General features: G+C 44.6%; 15 protein-coding genes. 6 read left to right on the plus strand and 9 right to left on the minus strand.

The window, feature by feature from the left end:
• Positions 1-32: 32 nt before the first annotated feature.
• Together PP178_RS08700 and PP178_RS08705 are read right to left on the minus strand one after the other, a co-directional pair.
• The gene (locus tag PP178_RS08700) at positions 33-530 is read right to left on the minus strand and encodes a hydrolase (protein ID WP_272593954.1); all 498 of its coding nucleotides are present in this window, start codon (positions 528-530) and stop codon (positions 33-35) included.
• Between the two features lie 41 nt (positions 531-571).
• Positions 572-1,336, minus strand: a complete 765-nt coding sequence (locus PP178_RS08705) for an MBL fold metallo-hydrolase (RefSeq protein WP_272593955.1) — start codon at positions 1,334-1,336, stop codon at positions 572-574.
• A 92-nt stretch (positions 1,337-1,428) separates the two neighbouring features.
• Here PP178_RS08705 and PP178_RS08710 point away from each other — a divergent pair, with 92 nt between their 5' ends.
• Complete coding sequence (locus PP178_RS08710) at positions 1,429-2,886, plus strand: TonB-dependent receptor (RefSeq protein WP_272593956.1); 1,458 nt, start codon at positions 1,429-1,431, stop codon at positions 2,884-2,886.
• A gap of 39 nt (positions 2,887-2,925) precedes the next feature.
• On the opposite strand, the gene bcp is transcribed toward PP178_RS08710, so the two are convergent.
• A complete protein-coding gene (bcp, locus tag PP178_RS08715) occupies positions 2,926-3,381 on the minus strand; it encodes a thioredoxin-dependent thiol peroxidase (RefSeq protein ID WP_272593957.1) in 456 nt (151 codons plus the stop codon).
• Between the two features lie 50 nt (positions 3,382-3,431).
• Here bcp and nth point away from each other — a divergent pair, with 50 nt between their 5' ends.
• On the plus strand, positions 3,432-4,097 hold the full coding sequence (gene nth, locus PP178_RS08720) for an endonuclease III (protein ID WP_272593958.1): 666 nt from the start codon (positions 3,432-3,434) through the stop codon (positions 4,095-4,097).
• A 229-nt stretch (positions 4,098-4,326) separates the two neighbouring features.
• Here the strand turns inward: nth and PP178_RS08725 are convergent, their stop codons facing one another.
• Both PP178_RS08725 and PP178_RS08730 read right to left on the minus strand, forming a co-directional pair.
• Positions 4,327-4,911, minus strand: a complete 585-nt coding sequence (locus PP178_RS08725) for an RNA polymerase sigma factor (protein WP_272593959.1) — start codon at positions 4,909-4,911, stop codon at positions 4,327-4,329.
• A gap of 542 nt (positions 4,912-5,453) precedes the next feature.
• Positions 5,454-6,035: a sigma-70 family RNA polymerase sigma factor gene (locus PP178_RS08730; protein ID WP_272593960.1), complete on the minus strand. Its 582-nt coding sequence runs from the start codon at positions 6,033-6,035 to the stop codon at positions 5,454-5,456.
• Between the two features lie 250 nt (positions 6,036-6,285).
• Here PP178_RS08730 and uvrA point away from each other — a divergent pair, with 250 nt between their 5' ends.
• Both uvrA and PP178_RS08740 read left to right on the plus strand, forming a co-directional pair.
• On the plus strand, positions 6,286-9,066 hold the full coding sequence (uvrA, locus tag PP178_RS08735) for an excinuclease ABC subunit UvrA (RefSeq protein WP_272593961.1): 2,781 nt from the start codon (positions 6,286-6,288) through the stop codon (positions 9,064-9,066).
• Positions 9,067-9,201: 135 nt separating this feature from the next.
• Positions 9,202-10,605, plus strand: coding sequence for a hypothetical protein (locus PP178_RS08740; protein ID WP_272593962.1), 1,404 nt, complete (start codon positions 9,202-9,204; stop codon positions 10,603-10,605).
• Between the two features lie 56 nt (positions 10,606-10,661).
• Here PP178_RS08740 and PP178_RS08745 read toward each other — a convergent pair whose 3' ends face one another.
• From PP178_RS08745 to PP178_RS08760, 4 genes are read right to left on the minus strand one after another with little or no spacing between them, the layout of a single operon-like run.
• A complete protein-coding gene (locus tag PP178_RS08745) occupies positions 10,662-12,128 on the minus strand; it encodes a lipopolysaccharide biosynthesis protein (RefSeq protein WP_272593963.1) in 1,467 nt (488 codons plus the stop codon).
• Positions 12,128-13,405: a glycosyltransferase gene (locus tag PP178_RS08750; protein WP_272593964.1), complete on the minus strand. Its 1,278-nt coding sequence runs from the start codon at positions 13,403-13,405 to the stop codon at positions 12,128-12,130. Before PP178_RS08750 ends, PP178_RS08745 begins: the two co-directional genes overlap by 1 nt.
• Complete coding sequence (locus tag PP178_RS08755; RefSeq protein ID WP_272593965.1) at positions 13,402-15,831, minus strand: YfhO family protein; 2,430 nt, start codon at positions 15,829-15,831, stop codon at positions 13,402-13,404. The genes PP178_RS08750 and PP178_RS08755 overlap by 4 nt, the downstream gene beginning before the upstream one ends.
• A 25-nt stretch (positions 15,832-15,856) precedes the next feature.
• Positions 15,857-16,117, minus strand: coding sequence for a DUF4834 family protein (locus tag PP178_RS08760; protein ID WP_272593966.1), 261 nt, complete (start codon positions 16,115-16,117; stop codon positions 15,857-15,859).
• Positions 16,118-16,185: 68 nt separating this feature from the next.
• On the opposite strand from PP178_RS08760, the gene PP178_RS08765 reads away from it, so the two are divergent.
• Positions 16,186-17,283 (plus strand): transporter, encoded by a 1,098-nt coding sequence (locus PP178_RS08765; protein ID WP_272593967.1) that lies wholly within the window; start codon positions 16,186-16,188, stop codon positions 17,281-17,283.
• An 87-nt stretch (positions 17,284-17,370) separates the two neighbouring features.
• Complete coding sequence (locus PP178_RS08770; protein WP_272593968.1) at positions 17,371-18,492, plus strand: GTP cyclohydrolase; 1,122 nt, start codon at positions 17,371-17,373, stop codon at positions 18,490-18,492.
• The last annotated feature ends 13 nt before the right edge of the window (positions 18,493-18,505 follow it).

An 18,505-nucleotide genomic window follows, 5' to 3' on the forward strand; every position in this document is an offset into this window, starting at 1 on the left:
TTTGCCAGAATGCCAGGTTTTCTCTTCCATGCCTAGTAACCGCTCTGGCTATAAAGCAGATGGTCGATTAATGTGAAATCGACACCCATATCGTCCTTGAGTTCGTATCGGATCAGGATTTCACCCCAGAATTTACCATCTGAAAAATCGGCAATGATCCATTTGTGATTCAGTATCTTAATCTTATTGATCTTAAAATCACTTTCCATCCCCTCATATGGAATTAAGGGGTTATCACCCTTTTGTTCATTGGTTTCCAGTAATTTATCGGCAATATAGCGTGAGGGATTATCCAGGTCCAGGTCGTCGTAATACGCCAGGGCGTCATCATTGTTCTCCAGGGAGAAATACTGCATATCCAACACCTGCAGTTTAGTGGATTTTAAACTGTCCTTAAGAGATTCTGTTTCCTCTTCCAGGAAATCTACCCGCTCCCGGACACTGCCCAGTTGGTTGCTGCCACTTGCATAGAAATACAGGGCAATCAAGGAAGCAAAAATAAATAAGTACAAAAATATTCTCTGTTTCATAAGGATCGGTAAATATTCAATATGGTTTAAAAATTGATAATTTAAAGGTCTAGAGTTAAGTTATCGTAGGCCAGGTGCACGTTTGGCGGGAGCTTTTTTTCCACCGCTTCATGAAAACCCATATGATGACTGATATGCGTTAAGTAAGCCCGTTCAGGCTCCACCTTTTTAATAAAGTCCAGCGCCTCCTCGAGGTTGAAGTGAGAATGGTGCGCCTCTTCTCTTAACGCGTTTACTGCCAACACTTTACATCCTTTTATTTTATCTATCTCTTTATCTTCAATTGTTTTGACATCGGTCAGGTAGACAAAGTCTTTTATCCGGTAGCCGAATACCTGCAGCCTGTTATGGTAAGCCTGTATAGGCACCACCCGGGTATCGCCAAGAAAAAATTGTTCGTCCGGTTTTACCTCGTTCACCTTGACAGCCGGGGCACCGGGGTATCGGTCACCATCGACAAAGATGTAGTCAAAGCGTTTCTGCAGTGAAGCTATGACCCGCCTATGGGCATAAATTGGGATATCGCCCTGCCTGAAAAAAAAGGGCCGGATATCATCGATACCGGCGGTGTGGTCTGCGTGCTCATGTGTAAAAAGTATACCGTCTAAACGGTTTACCGGGTTTCGCAATAATTGCTGCCGGAAGTCCGGACCGCAGTCGATTACGTAGGTTTGCTGATCCCAGCACACGAGTACAGATACTCTTAATCTTTTATCTTTAGGATCATCACTAAGACATACCGGGTGGTTACTCCCTATAACCGGGATCCCCTGTGATGTTCCTGTGCCCAAAAATGTTATTTTCAACCCCTTGTCTATTTATTCCAAAATTACAGCTAATTTATTTATCTAGATAGGCGATTCTTTTTAACTTTGTTTACCGTAAACCAGTATATATAATGGCATCTGTCCTTAAGAAAGATGACGCGTTCGAAAACATTCCCTCTATAAAGGCGAAGACGCTGAGAATCAACCTGAACCCCGATATCTATGGCACCTTCGCCGAGATTGGTGCGGGCCAGGAAACAGCCAGGCATTTTTTCAGGTCCGGTGGCGCCTCCGGGACCATCGCCAAAGCCATGAGTGCTTATGATAAAGCATTCAGTGATGCCATCTATGGTGTGGAGAAAGACGGCAGGTACGTCACCCAGGAGCGTTTAAAGCACATGTTGTCTCATGAAATGCAACTGATGGAAGAGCGTATCAGCCGGGACGAGCACCCGGACAGGCTTTTTTTCACCTATGCCAATACTGTTGCCACCATAGACTTTTCCAAGCGATATAAAGGCCATGGTTGGGTAGGTATCCGTTTTCAACTAGATCCGAAACAAAAAGAATTTGACGAGATTATCCTGCACATTCGCTTTAAGCAGAATGAAGCAAGGTTACAGCAAGAAACCTTGGGTATTGTAGGAGTCAACCTGATATACGGGGCATTCTACAAGTATCACAAACCCCGCAAACTGCTTAAATACTTATATGACCATATAGACAAGGATACCTTGGAAATAGATATGGTTAACTTTTCCGGGCCTAGCTTTCAAGGCGTGGATAACCGCCTGATGAGCCTTCAGCTGATCAGGAACGACATGACGGATGCCGTAATGTTCGGGCCCGACGGTAATAACCTTTTACCGGCAGCAGTCTTGTATAAAAAGAACATTCTTGCACTGCGCGGTTCATTCCGACCTGTGACCAAGGTAAATTTGGACATGTTCCAGAAGTCCTACGATATTTTTATCCGGGAGCAGACCGTGGAAGAAGAAAATTCTATCGTTATTTTCGAGATCACCTTGTCCAACCTGAAGGCATCGGGTGAAATAGACGAACGTGATTTTATGGACCGGGCAGAATTACTCTGTTCGCTGGGTCATAGTGTAATGATCTCCAAATTCCAGGAGTATTATAAACTGGTAGAATATTTCAGCAACTACACCAAATCAAGGATCGGTCTGACCATGGGTGTCAATAACCTGATAGACATCTTTGATGAAAAGTATTACAGGCACTTAAGTGGTGGAATCCTGGAAGCTTTCGGCAAGTTATTCTTTAAGGATCTCAAGGTATACCTCTATCCCATGAAAAACCCGGATACCGGGCAGATCATGACCAGCAATAACATCAAGGTACACCCCAGGATGAAGGAGTTATACAAGTTCTTTAAATACAATGGGAAGGTGATGGATATCATCGACTATGATCCTGAGATCATGCATATCTTTTCCAGGGATGTCCTTAAAAAGATTATCAGTGGCCAGGATGGATGGGAAGAAATGTTACCCGAAGGTATTGCAGAGATCATTAAATCCAAGAAACTGTTTACAAGAGAACTTGCTCCAAGAAAAGAAAAAGTCTGAAACACAAAATAGAAAAGCCTCGCAAATGCGAGGCTTTTTTTATTTGTTCAGCAACTGGGCGGCATGCGCCTTGGTCTTCACTTTATCAATCACTCGTTCTACAACCCCTTCTTCATCGATCACAAAAGTGGTCCGGTGAATTCCGTCATATACCTTACCCATAAATTTCTTTTCACCCCAGACTCCGAAGGTTTCAAGAACGGTATGATCCGTATCGGCGAGCAATGGAAATGGCAGCTCGTACTTTTCTTTAAAATTAGATTGCTTCTTTTCTGTGTCTTCACTTACCCCAAGAAGGGCGTAGCCCCGGTCTTTAAACTCCTGGTAATGATCCCTAAGATCACAAGCCTCTGCTGTACAGCCCGGGGTATTTGCCCTCGGGTAAAAAAATACGATGAGTTTTTGGCCTTTGTAATCTGAAAGTTTTACCGGCTTGCCATCCTGGTCTCTGGAGGTAAAATCCGGGACCTTGTCCCCTACTTCTAGTCTTTTCATAGTTTCTTTTTAACTTCGCGTTTTTGCAATTCAGCCCTAAAAATACGAAAATGACCAAGTCTGAAAAAGTTGCCTTTGTAATAGAGACCCTACAGGAAATTTATCCGGAGATCCCGGTTCCCCTGGATCACAAAGATCCTTACACCCTATTAATAGCAGTACTATTGTCCGCCCAGAGTACTGATGTACGGGTAAACCAGGTTACTCCCCTGTTGTTCCAAAGGGCAGACAACCCTTATAAAATGGTACAACTGGAAGTTGACGAGATCCGAGAAATCATCAGGCCGGTTGGACTCTCACCCACTAAAGCAAAAGCAATACACAGGCTATCAGAAATCCTGATCGAAAAGTTTGAGGGAAAAGTCCCCAGGAAATTAGAATTATTAGAGACCCTTCCCGGTGTAGGTCATAAAACAGCCAGCGTGGTCGTTGCCCAGGCCTTCGGGATACCTGCCTTCCCCGTAGACACCCATATTCACAGGTTGATGTATCGATGGGGATTTTCTAATGGAAAGAACGTAGTACAGACAGAGAAGGATGCCAAAAGACTATTTCCGGAAGCCTTGTGGAACGAATTGCATTTGCAGATCATCTGGTATGGTCGGGAATTTTGCCAGGCACGGGGATGGGACCTGGATAAAGACCCGATCACCAAAACGATAGGGAGACGTAAAGTGATTGATGCGTATAATAAAAAGAAAAAGACCCGCTTTTAACGGGTCTCTGAAATTTTCTAGTTGATATTGGCCTCGAATTTAAAACCCTGATAAGCTAGGATCTTTAACGACCTGGAATAATCCAGTAAAAAACGTATGGTCTCTGGGCGGGCCTTTGACAGCCTGCAAAGATTTTTTTCCTCGGAGTAAATTTTTTCCATGTGCTTATAGTATAGTTACGACTTAATAACGCAACCATTATGGAAATATTGCTCAGAGATTTTAGCGATTACATATCGGTCAGTACGATATTGTGTTTTTGAATGATCTTTCTTAGGTTAATCAGAGCATATCGCATACGTCCCAGTGCTGTATTGATACTCACTCCTGTGTTCTCAGAGATCTCTTTAAAACTCATGTCCCTGTAAATTCGCATCACCAGTACCTCTTTCTGATCCTCGGGCAGTTCATCGATTAATAATTCCAGGTCACTGTCTACCTGCTCCTTAATAATCATGCCTTCTGCATTGAGATCCTCATCCCCGATCACAGAGAAAATATTAAAGTCGTCACTACCCTCAAATTTTGGCATCCGCTTGTTCTTCCTGAAAAAGTCGATGATCAGGTTGTGGGCAATCCTCATGACCCATGGAAGGAATTTACCTTCTTCACTGTAATTACCTTTCTTAAGCGTATTGATCACCTTGATAAAGGTATCCTGGAAGATATCTTCTGCAATGTCACGATCCATGACTTTAGAATAGATAAAACTGGTGATTCTCTGGTTGTGTCTGCGGATCAGTATTTCCAGCGCATGTTCATCTCCGCTGATGTAATCTCTTACTAATACTGAATCATCAATTACTTTTGCCATGTGTCGTTGTTTTTTCGAGGTCAGAAACCTGGGATATTAATAAAGGTTGATGGTCGCTTTTTTAATGCTGCCGTGACTCTTTGTCTTAATCACAGTTTAAAAGTACCATATTGCCCCCCCGGCGAAAAAAGTATGTTGTCAAACAACGATTTTTTGATGTAAACAGGCGATATTATCATTTGTGGGTATACTAAAAGGAAAATTTCGGAGTTGGCAGCACCCTTTGAGCTCTATTATAAAAGAGCGGCAAAGCTAATACCCCCGGGGAGGGAAAATAAAAAAGCCCTCAAAGAGAGGGCTTTATATATATAAGGTATAAGGAGTATTAGTTCTTGTGGCTTGTAAAAACCAGTTCCCTGTGTTTGCTTACATGTAGTGAGCGGGAATAGGACAGCAGGAAGTTGATGGTTTCCGGGCGGGCCTTAACTAATCTACAAGCTGGAACGGGATGGGGGTAGCAGTGTTTCATATGATAGTTTTGTTATACAATAGGATAACGCACTAGCGTATATGAAACGTGGTTTTTATCGTTCTACTACCAATTAATTCGTTAAAACTATATTATTCTTCTCTACCATCTTTCGGATATTGATGAGGGCATAACGCATTCTGCCCAAAGCGGTATTGATGCTAACCCCAGTAATATCGGCGATTTCCTTAAAACTCATGTCCTTGTAGATGCGCATAGTAAGCACTTCTTTCTGATCTTCAGGTAATTGCTCCACTAAAATAGTGAGGTCTGACTCTATCTGGTCCTTGATCAGCCTGCGCTCTACATTGAGCTCCCCGTCACTGAGGATGGAAAAAATATCGAACTCTTTATTGCCCTGGTATTTGGGCATTTTTTTGTTTCTTCGGAAATGGTCTATGATCAGGTTGTGCGCAATGCGCATTACCCAGGGTAAAAATTTACCCTCTTCGCTATAAGATCCTTTTTTAAGGGTTCTAATGACCTTGATAAAGGTGTCCTGGAATATATCTTCCGCAATGTCACGATCCCTGACCTTGGAGTAGATAAAGCTTACAATACGTTGATTATGTTTTTTTAATAGGAGCTCCAGTGCTTTTTCGTCTCCTTGAATGTAGTCCCTTACTAATATCGAATCATCGATCTGTACTTCCATACGGCTTACTTATTTTGGTTAAAATACCGGTCCCGGTATGAGGTTACGGGACGTAGGTTATTTAGTATTAAATCAAAAAAAGTAAAGTTGCGCGTATAGGCGGTTATTCTTGTGGTTTGCTGCTCCAAATATAAACAAAATTTTGCGCCACCAAAATAAGCGGCCCTGATTGCGTCCTTTTTTCGCCTTATCGGATCAGCTCTGGCTATTGAATTGTTTCTATCGTATCTTTGCAACTTTAACGACTCCTATGCCCGATATTACTGAAGTTAACCCAAAACACAATATTATAATCAAAGGGGCCAAACTCCACAATCTAAAGAATATAGATGTGGTGATCCCGAGGAACAGGCTCGTGGTAATTACCGGGCTATCCGGATCCGGGAAATCGAGCCTGGCCTTTGACACCTTGTACGCAGAAGGTCAGCGCAGGTATGTAGAAAGCTTATCCTCTTACGCCAGGCAATTCCTGGGTAAACTGGATAAGCCTAAGGTAGACTATATAAAGGGTATCGCTCCGGCCATCGCCATAGAGCAAAAAGTTAATGCCACAAACCCCCGCTCTACCGTTGGGACCACAACAGAGATCTACGACTACCTTAAGCTACTCTATGCCAGGATAGGGAAGACTTATTCCCCGGTTTCGGGTAAGGAAGTTAAAAAGCATACGGTCAGTGATGTGGTAGACCATGTTCGCTCCTTTGAAGAAGGCACTAAACTCTTATTGCTGGCGCCTATAGAGATATCCCAGGACAGAGAAGTACTTAAGTCCGTTCAGTTCTTGTCCAAGCAAGGATACGCCAGGATACTTTACAATAACGAGGTGATCCGGATAGAAGAGGTTCCGGAAGACCTGGGACGCAAATTTTTCCTGGTTGTGGACCGGATCATTACCAAAGAAGACGAAGATTTTTATAACCGGCTGGCCAATGCTGTAGACACCGCATTCTTCGAGGGAAAAGGTGAATGCATCGTCAGAAGGCTGGATAGTGAGGAACAGGCCAGTTTCAGCAATAAGTTTGAACTAGACGGATTGCAGTTCCTGGAGCCCAATGTTCATTTATTCAGCTTTAATAATCCTTACGGGGCATGCCCCAAATGCGAGGGGTACGGGGATGTAATCGGCATTGATGAAGACCTGGTCATCCCCAATACAGCCTTATCGGTTTACGAAAATGCTATTTTCCCCTGGAGAGGTGAAAGTATGTCCTGGTACCGTGATCAGCTGGTCAACAATGCCTATAAATTTGATTTCCCCATTCACAAACCCTGGTTTGAACTCACCGAAGAACAAAGAGCATTGGTTTGGAATGGAAACTCGTATTTCACCGGCCTCGATGCTTTCTTCAGCAAGCTGGAGGAAAAGAGTTATAAAATACAGAACCGGGTTATGCTGTCCCGTTACCGTGGAAAAACCAAATGCAGTGTTTGCCAGGGCAAAAGATTAAGGAAAGAAGCAGGCTATGTAAAAGTAGCAGGGAAAGCCATCTCTGAGCTGGTAAGTCTGCCCATCGATGAATTATCGGGTTTCTTTAAAGACTTACAGCTAGAAGAACATGATCAAAAGATCGCGAACCGCCTGTTGAAGGAGATCAATACACGCCTGGGTTTTCTCAGTAAAGTTGGGCTCAGTTACCTCACCCTGAACCGGAAGTCTAACAGCCTTTCCGGGGGTGAAAGCCAGCGGATCAACCTGGCTACCTCCCTGGGAAGTAGCCTGGTCGGATCTATGTACATCCTGGACGAACCCAGTATCGGCTTACATCCCAAGGATACTGAGAACCTGATAGAAGTGCTCATCTCTTTAAGGGATCTTGGCAACACGGTTATCGTAGTAGAGCACGATGAAGACATCATGAAGGCTGCAGATGAAGTGATCGACATCGGACCTTATGCAGGAACTCATGGAGGCGAAGTGGTCGCCCATGGTACCCTGGACGAAGTGCTGGAATCGGAATCACTCACAGCCGGATACCTCAATGGTACATTAGAAATAGCGGTTCCTGAGAAGAGAAGGAGTTTTAAGAATAAGATTGAGATCAGGGGCGCAAGGGAACACAACCTGAAAAACATAGATGTGACTTTTCCATTAAACGTGCTTACGGTTGTAACCGGAGTTTCCGGGAGCGGGAAAAGCACCTTGGTTAAGAGACTCCTTTACCCTATCGTACTGAAAGAAATTGGTGGCTACGGCGAAAAGGCCGGGCAATACACCGATGCCAGTGGAAATTTCGGTACGCTGAAAAACGTAGAGTTCGTAGACCAGAATCCCATCGGCCGATCTTCGCGCTCTAACCCTGTGACCTATATTAAGGCTTATGACGATATCCGATCGCTCTATGCTTCACAACAACTCAGCAAGATCAGGGGATACCAGACTAAGCATTTTTCCTTTAATGTGGACGGAGGTCGATGTGAAAAATGTAAAGGTGAAGGCGAGATCACTGTAGAAATGCAGTTTATGGCTGATGTTCACCTGGAATGTGATGCCTGCCATGGAAAGCGTTTCAAAAAAGAGGTGCTGGAAGTTAAGTTCCACGATGCCAATATTGATGATGTCCTGAATATGACCATTGATGACGCTATCGATTTCTTCGGGAAACATGAAGAGAAGAAAATTATCAACAAGTTAAAACCTTTGCAGGATGTCGGATTAGGTTATGTTACCCTCGGTCAATCTTCATCAACCCTCTCCGGTGGCGAAGCACAAAGAATTAAACTCGCTTCTTTCCTGGTTAAGGGGGGAACCCGGGAAAAATCGCTCTTTATTTTTGACGAGCCTACCACGGGCCTGCATTTTCACGATATTAAAAAACTGCTTAAGTCCTTTGATGCCCTCATCGGCAAAGGCCATTCTATTGTGGTTATAGAACACAACATCGAATTGATCAAATGCGCAGACTACCTGATAGACCTTGGACCGGAAGGTGGAAACAAAGGAGGTAAGCTGGTGGCTGCAGGCACCCCTGAAGAAGTAGCAAAGAATACGGATTCAGTTACCGCCAAGTACCTGAAAGAAAAGCTCCGCTAAGATTTTCAAACATTATCGGTATAGCTAAATTATCGTAACACCCTGTAAATCAGTGATATTAATTTTTTGGCACGCTGTTTGGTATTACATGGTCGGATGTAAATAATTGCATCTTAGAACCTAATACCAGATCGTATGAAAAATGTAATCCTTATCCTGACAGTGATCGTCATGGGAACCTTTGGCTCCAAGGCGAATCCTACGAAAGACGGAATGGCTTTAGACAGGGCTTTCCGATATGACAACTCTTTTATCTTTGTTGAAAATGGAATTACATTTTCTGTCTATCCCGATGGAGAGTTCGATTTTTTTATTGACGACAGGGTGAACTTTGGTGCCAATGTTAATTTTGGACGCACCCAGGTAACCTTCAACTCCGGGTATAACTACGATCCGTTTGTACAGTACGACGATTACGGAGCCGTGATCCAGGTAGAGAACGTCCCAATCTATTATGATTATTACGGACGTGTAAGCAGGATCGGAGACGTAAACATCCGTTATAATAACGGACGTGTACGTAGAATAGGTGGATTGAACGTTTATTACAATAACCGTGGATTTTACAGCCACACCTCCGGTTTTATAAACATCTACAACAGGCATTATGTATACAGGCCTTGGCATGGATATTTTGCCCGACCTGCGGTAGGCTTCTGCCTGGTCTATAACAGGCCTTACAGGAGATTTTACGAACCCATCCGTTATACCTACTACAGGCCTTACCAGCAGAACAGGAGGCATTCTTATGCCAGGATCGGCCAGCAGTACAGGTATAAGCCACACCGCCAAAGGGAAAGCGTATACCGTAATGACAGGCGCGTAAGTGTACGTGATAACAGGAGTTACAACAGGGAACGTTATAATGACGACAGAAGGAGTAAAGTGGCAACTCGTGATAACCGAAACACAAGAAGATCTACCGGAGTTTCTTCAAGATCCGTTGACCAGAATTCCAGGGTTAGAAAGTCTTCCGATGCAAGGAGGTCCTCTGGAGTTTCCCCCAGGTCAAGTGACCAGAATTCCAGGGTACGAAAGTCTTCCGACGCAAGGAGGTCCTCTGGAGTTTCCCCCAGGTCAAGTGATAGGGTGAGAAAGTCTTCTGATGTAAGCAGGTCTTCCGGGGTAGCCCGTAAGTCTAATGATCAGAATTCGCGGGTAAGAAGATCTTCAGGAACAGAAAGATCTTCAAAGGTTCAAGGAAGAACTGCTGATAGGAGAAGTATCGCCAAACCACAATCGAGGTCCGTAAAACCGGCCGCGCGAAAGTCCGGGGTGACCAGGCAACGTTCTTCAGCCCCAGCGAGAACTTCTTCCCAGAAGACAGTGACAAGGAGGTCTACTGCAGATAACGGTCGTAAAATTAAGAGTGTAAGCCGGACCGAAAGGACGGTAAGCAGGTCTCCACAACGGCCCTCCAGAAGTTCTTATAGCAAGAGTAGCAGCAGAAAATCTCCTGCAAAAGTCTCTTCGAGGAGCAGCCAGAGCAGAAGCCAGGCAAATACCAGGAGCCGTAGTTCCCGCGCCCCGAGACAATAAAATTTTAGGTTGGTTAGTTGTTTACCCCGTAGTGGATTTATCCCTGCGGGGTTTTTTTAAGATTTTTTCCCTAAGCGGTACAACCACCTTAGGCCCTCTATAATTTCAGGGGACAATTGGAAGCGGAAAATCAGCCATAAATAAAAACTTACCAGTACTGTGCTTTTCAGAAGCATGTTCAGAATCGGGTGAAAATTCAGTGGTACCCAGTATAGCAATAGGCCTAAGGCGGTGATCATCACTAAAATTTTATAAGTATCTCCACCCAGTGGATGAATCCCGAATTTCACCTTGACATACCACATTTTCACCGTGTTATAGATGCTGATTGCCAGGAAAGTGGCCAAGGCAGCCCCATTGATCCCAAGAACAGGAATAAACCAGAGATTAAGGAGAATTGTCAGTAAAGCCAGGAATACACCCATGACCAGTACAGCCCGGTAGTATTCTGAATTGTACAGTATAGAATTATTATTCCCTAACAAAGCGTCGTAAACCTTGGCAAGGCCTACGAGAAATACTACCATAAAACCGCCCCGGTATGTTTCTGGCAACAACAGGTACAGGTCTTGTACATTTAATATGATCAGTAAAAATAACAGCCCTGAAACGACCAGCAATGTAACCGAGCTTTTATGGTACAACTCTTTAAGGCCGGCAGTGTCCTTTTTATTCAGCAGTTCTGCGGTTAAGGGGTAGGTAACCTGGTGCATGGCCCTGGTAGGTACAGCAACTACTGTTGCAATAAATACGGCCACGCTGTAATAGGCCACATTTTCTATCGGTATAAACTGGTTGATCATAAAACGGTCCAGTTCTAAGAGGATGACGGCGGCAGATCCCCCAAGGATGATCAGCAAACTGTAGGTAAGGATAGGCCTGCTATTCTTAGGCCAAAGGAACCTTAAGGAAGGCCGTTTTAAGCGGTACGCGTACCATTTCATGATCAAAGTCCGTACTAAGTAAAGAGCGACGAGAAGATCCAGGAACAGGGGTACACTAATAAGGTCCAGGTAAACCAGGAAAAGCATTACGCTCACCCCTGCCCTGACAAAAACCTCTTTCATGAAATTGCCGGTCACCGTTCGCATATGCACCCTGGACCAGGCGTAAAATACTTCAAAATAAGCCATGGCCATCCCGATCAGGAAAATATGCCAGACATAACCTTCTACAATGGGATTCTCCCGGGACAGGAAAGCGCCTATGGCCTGGTTGGCGGCAAAACTCAGCATGGCTATCGGAAGAATCATGGCCATTGGCAACAATAACATCATCCCCAGGAATCCTTGCAAGTTCTGATCCTGCTTAAATCCGCTGTAATACTTTACAAGTGTATTGGGCACTCCAAATGCCAACAACGGCATCAATATGGCCGAGGTTGATAGAATAACCCCTACAAGACCGTAGTATTCATCGGTGAGAAAACGGGTGTATAAAAACAAGGTATTGATGGCGCCAATACCAAAGCCGAGGTAGGTGATTACCGTATTGCTCAATGATTGTTTGAATACTATTCCCATTACAATTCTTTTGCTAACTGGGCTGTAAGTGAATACCGGCTGTAGGCTACCGGATCGCCTCCTTTTTGCACTAATTCACCTTTCTTATACTGCCTAAAATACGCTGACAGTTGTTCTTTTATTGCGGTTCTCTCCTGGTAGCCAAAAACCCTTCCCCTCTCCTCTTCCACCAATAATTTACCGGCTTCCCATTGCTCAGGGCCAATAGCTATTACCGGGCGCCCGGAGGCCATGTACTCAAATAATTTTCCTGGAATAATTCCCCTGCTCACCTCGCGATCTATCTCCAGCAAAAGCAAAACACTGGCCCCCTTCTGTAACGCTATGGCCCGGGTATGAGGTACATACCCCTCCAGTTCCAGGTAAGGCTGCAGTCCGTAAGACTGGATGCTATGGATCACCTCACGGCTAACGACCCCAACCAACCTGATACGCAGTTGCTCCCGGAATTCTTCATCCTCCTCAAGTAACTCGGCCAGGGCGGACCACAATTGCACAGGATTTCTCTCGCTCAGTAAGGAGCCGATATGTGAAATGGTGAAGTAAGGGCAAACTTCCGGGTCTACCCTGTCATATTCCTCCTTGTCATAGCCATTAGTAAGCACAACTATAGGCTTAGTGGTTATAGCGCTGAATTCTTTCTTAGTGGTCTGACTGGTCACCAGGATCTTATCTGCCGATCTCAGCACATTGGCTTCCATTTGCTTATGCTTTTGTTTCGCGCGTGCGCCCAGCTTCAGATCTTTATGGTAGCCGATAGAAGTCCAGGGATCTCTGAAATCGGCCAGCCATTGCACATTACATTGCTGCTTTACTTTATAGCCGATAAGATGAACACTGTGTGGAGGTCCCGTGGTGATCATAGTATCTATACCTTCGCTGGCCAGTATGTCCTCAACTTTACTCACCGAGGGGGACACCCACCATACACGGGCATCAGGAATAAAGAAGTTACCCCGTATCCACAACAATATACGCTCTGCAAGGGAGGCTTTTTTACCCGGGATGATGCCTTTACTGATCTGCTTTGCCTTTTTCCTGCCAAGGAAAGCTGTAAAACGAAGGGGCTCACGGATTTTCCCTTTATACACGGTGATATTGTCGGGGATTTTTTCTTCCAGTGACGGATCTTTCAATGGATATTCAGGGTTTTCCGGAATGTATACTACCGGCTGTATCCCAAAATCCTGCAAATAGGTTGTGAACTTGAGCCATCTCTGAACCCCGGGCCCTCCTGCCGGAGGCCAGTAATAAGAGATGACTAGTACCTTTTTCATGTTTTGCGCCTGCTTTGCCTTATGCTGTAAACGATACCGCCAAGAATTAAGATTCCCAGTAACAGTGAACTGCTAAGGGTGATTAAACTTCCGGTCTCTACTACTTCGGGGCTGAACTTAAATTCTATCTTATGCTCACCGGCAGGGACCTGTAGTGCCCTCAAGGTGTAATTTACCTGGAAATGTGCTGTTGGCTTTCCATCAACATAAGCCTGCCATCCATATGGGTAATACATTTCAGAAAATACTGCTACCCCATCCTCACTATTCCTGGAAATATAAGTAAGGTGGTTGGGTTGATAGTTAGTCAGGCGTATTTCGGATAATGAATCCTTACCCGTTTCCAAGTTCTTCATCCCGGGGAATTTCTGCGTATTGAGTATGGCAGAAGTTTCGGCATTGAAAGTACCTAATGCATCGATTTCTTCATCTGCATTGCTTACCGGTATAATTTTTTCCACGAACCAGGCATTGCCTAATGCCTCTGAATTCAAAGCCGGATACTGCTTACCTTCCTGGTCTTGCTGAACGATATATTTCACGTTCATCATATCCAGAACTTCCTTATTATTCTTGTAAATATGATAATCGAAGAGATCCTGGAGACGTCCGGGTTTGGCTGCATGGTACCCCCCGATAGACATGTGAAAGTACGATGTCCTGGCCCCGTTAAGGCCTTCGGCTGGATCATATACCCGGAAAATTGTGGTATCCTGTTCTATCTGCTTATCCACAACAGTCTGTTGAAACGGCCTGTCCATTAACCGTTTCCGGACAAAGTCGGACTCGTTTACATATCTTAAGTCGACCCCTACCAGGTCAAAAATGATCAATACCCCCAGTAGTAAGGTCAGCAGGTTCTTCTTGATCTTTTCCTTGATAAATAACCAGAGGACTCCCCCGGCCAGCAGCACGTACACCAAGGAGCGCAATAAATCATCTACAAACACAGCTTCCCTGTCCCTTTCGATCATCTTAAGGATCTCGTCCCCGAAATATTGCTGGTACATGGCATCATTCAGGCCAGAAAAGCTAAATGTTCCTTTGAGCAGTAAAAGAATTGCACATAGCCCAATGAGGATGGCCCCACTGATCTTAAGTGCACTGATTTTTTCTTTTGCAGGAACTTCCTTATCAAAGAGTTTTACCAATGCTAATACGGCCATAATCGGGGCACATAATTCCAGGATCACTTGTATGGAAGAGACGGCCCTGAATTTATCGTAGAGCGGGAAGAAATCGATCATGAAATCGGTCAGCAAACCAAAATTCTTACCCCATGAAAGGAATAAGGCCATTAGCGAACCGGCCAGTAACCACCATTTATGTTTCTCCCGGACCAGGAATAAGCCCATCAGGAACAATAGAATTACAATGGCTCCTATATAAGCCGGAGCCGCCACTCCGGGTTGCATGCCCCAGTAAAGGGGAAGCCCGGTGGTAAATTCGAGCGCTCTTGCCCGGGGAAGCCCTTGTTCCGTAAGGTATTCGAATGTTTTGGAGTTCGCACCCAGGTTTTCACTGTTCGATCCACCAAATAACCTGGGGATAAAGAGATTTAGGGATTCGGTGATCCCGTAGCTGTACTGGGTAATATAATCCCGGCTCAGCCCATCCGAATTCTTTAAAGGGTTGCCTTCAGGGTCTAGTGTCAGTTCGGATTGTCCCCGGGTACTCCAGTCCGCGTACTCTTTCGTAGCCATAATGGAGGTCGCATTCGCCAGGATACTTAGAACCACCGCGATGAGCAATAAGCCCACTGAGAGAAAGAAATGTTTTAATTGCCCGTTACGCGCCGCATAAACCAGGTAAGTCAGCCCCAGGATAAGCACCAACAGCATAAAGTAATACGTCATCTGGTAATGGTTGGCACCGATTTCAAGCGCCATGGCTACTGCTGTCAATAAGAAGCCCCAGATATATTTTTTTCGAAAAGTCAGGATAATACCTCCAAGCACCATGGGCAGGTAGGCAATAGCATGCGCTTTTGCATTATGCCCTACCCCCAGGATAATAATGAGGTAAGTAGAGAATCCAAAGGCCATGGCCCCAAGTAATGCAGCCCCGTAATCCACTTTAAGGCAACAAAGCAGGATATAAAATCCTAAAAAATAAAGGAAAAGGTAATCAGCCGGCCTGGGTAAGAATCTGAGTACCCGATCTACCTTTTTTACATAGTCGTGTGGGTAATAAGCTCCCAGTTGGTAGGTGGGCATTCCCCCAAAGGCACTGTTGGTCCAATAGGGTTCAGCATCGGTCTTGTCGCGGAAATCGTTTTGCTCCTTGGCCATACCGGTATATTGGATAATATCGGACTGCTGTATTACCTTGCCCTGTAACACAGGGTAAAAATAAGCGAGCGCGGCTACGACAAATAAAGCTAAGGCAAAGAAATGGTTGAATACAGGATGTATGCGGTTTTTCATAGGTTGGTTTGGTTGCGACTGGGCTTTATTCTATTTCCTCGAACTCAATGTATTCACCGATCTCTTCTTTCCCGCGATCCTTCTTCTTGCCCTTGGCATCTACAGTGACCTCACCGATATTCTGTGCATCTTTCCCCTGGTTACCGTGTTGCCCGAATTGTTCCCGGAAGTGTTCTTCGGTTTTCCTGGCTGCATACTTGAAAAGGCTGGGTGCCACGAGCCTGGCGATCAGCTTTAACAGGTAATAACCCAGTACCATGATGAATATAAACTTAATAAAACCCATATCGTACTTTCTAACGAAACAAAAGTACAATTTGAGCGTTGTAAATAGGGAAGAAAAGTTATAAAATAATGTCAAAACAGTCCGCCAAGACCCCTATTTTAATGATAAAATCGGCCAAAACCATACTTATTCTTGCGCTCTTCGCCTTTCCGTTTCTGATGTCGGCACAGTATACCGAAGTAATCAATTCTAATCGACCAGGGCTTTCCGTAAGCGCATATGCCGTGGGGAAAGGAGTTATACAGGCAGAACTGGGGTTATTTTACGAACAGCAGGATCACAGCCTGCTACAGACCGAATCAGATATCCTGGGAGCCGACCTTGCCCTGCGCTATGGTTTCTTGTTTGAAAACCTGGAACTGATATATGAGGGTACATTTGTAAAACAAGACAGGATCTTTCTCCCCTTTAACACTGAAGACAGCAGAACCGATTTCCTGCGGAATCGGCTGGGGTTAAAATATTTGTTGTTTGACCCGTTTAAGGACCCGGACAAGAATAAACCAAACCTTTACAGCTGGCGTGCTAATAATGTATTCCAGCTTAAGAACCTGGTCCCGGCCATATCCGTTTATGGTGGGGTTAATTACCTCTTCGGGGACAACCCTTTCTACGCCGGTGACCCGGAATTATCCTACAGGGCCATGGTGGCTACACAGAGCAAGGTGAATTCGAGATTGGTCCTTATCACCAATATTTCCTATGACAGGATCAGTACCGATGACCCGGAACTCTCCTATACTATCTCATTATCACATGCCCTCGCTAACCCGAGATGGAGCGTGTTCATAGAGAACCAGGGTATTAAGAGTGATCGCTATGCGGATCAATTGTTGCGCGGGGGTGTCGCTCATTTATTTTCGGAGAATTTCCAGGCAGACCTGTACCTGGGTGCCAGTTTTAAAAACACCCCGAGCCGGATCATTGGAGGACTGGGAATGTCTTACCGTATAGACGGTCATACAGACGAGGTAAAAGCAATTGAAGACCAGGATGCAGGGCAGAATGGTGGCTTGATCAAACGAAATGCTATGAAGGGCAAAGGAAGGAAAAGGGGTAAAAAAGGCAGTGGAGCTGAGGATATTGATCTTGGACCGACAAAAAAACAGTTAAGGCAACTTAAAAAGAAACAGAAGAAAGCTAAGAAAGACGAGATTGATTTCTGATCTCATCAGCAACCACACTGAATAATTTGCGGTACAGCTTTAATCTAATGGCAATTATTCCTAATATTGACCGTACAAAACAGAGCTATGGTAAGTATTGAAGAAGTGACCGACAAGGCCGGACTTAAGAAGTTCGTCAAATTTCCTTTTACCTTGTACAAAGACTCTCCTTATTGGGTCCCGCCACTTATCTCGGAAGAGCTATCTTCCTTTGACAAGAATGAAAACCCTGTCTTCAAAAATGCCGAGGCTCGCTATTTCCTGGCCTATAAGAACGGAAAAATCGCAGGGCGCATTGCGGCTATTGTCAACTGGATCGAGGTGAAAGATCAGAAAATCAAGAAAATGCGTTTTGGTTGGTTCGACTTTATTGATGACTATGCGGTTTCCGAGGCACTTTTACAACAAGTCGCCGATATAGGGAAGGCTCACCAACTGGAATTCATGGAGGGCCCGGTGGGGTTCTCTAACCTGGATAAGGTAGGCGTACTTACCGAAGGTTTTGACAGTATAGGCACCATGATAACCTGGTATAATTATGACTATTACCAAAAACATTATGAACGCTGGGACATGGTCAAGGAAAAGGAATACATGGAGAACCGCTTCCCTGCCAGCAATGCAGATCCTAAATTATTTGTTAAGCTCAATGAGATGATCAAACAGCGATACGGACTAAAGGCTATGAATTTCAGCAAAACCAGCGAAATCATCCCGTATGCAGATAAAATGTTTGATCTTTTCAACGAGACCTACAGTAAACTCTCTTCTTTTGTTCCGATTACGGAAGTTCAGAAAGCCTATTTTAAGAAAAAATTCCTGGGATTTATCAACCCTGAATACATCAAGTTTGTACTAGACAGCAAAGATGAAATCGTGGCCTTTGCAATCGTGATGCCCTCCTACTCCAAAGCAATGCAGAAAGCGAATGGGAAGCTGTTCCCTTTTGGATTTTACCACCTCCTGCAGGCTAAGAAACACAGTAAAGATGTGATCTTTTATCTCATTGGGATCCACCCGGAATACCAGAACAAAGGAGTTACCTCTGTGATCTTCAATGAATACCATAAAACCTTTACCGAGAAAGGCATCGTTAACTGCATCAGGACTCCTGAACTGGAAGAGAATGTCGCTATCCGTCAGATGTGGAAGCATTTTGACCCGGAAATCTATAAACGAAGACGGACCTACAAAAAACCACTTCGATAGAAAAAGAAAGGGA

Source organism: Zeaxanthinibacter sp. PT1 (assembly GCF_028464225.1).
Taxonomy (GTDB): domain Bacteria; phylum Bacteroidota; class Bacteroidia; order Flavobacteriales; family Flavobacteriaceae; genus Zeaxanthinibacter.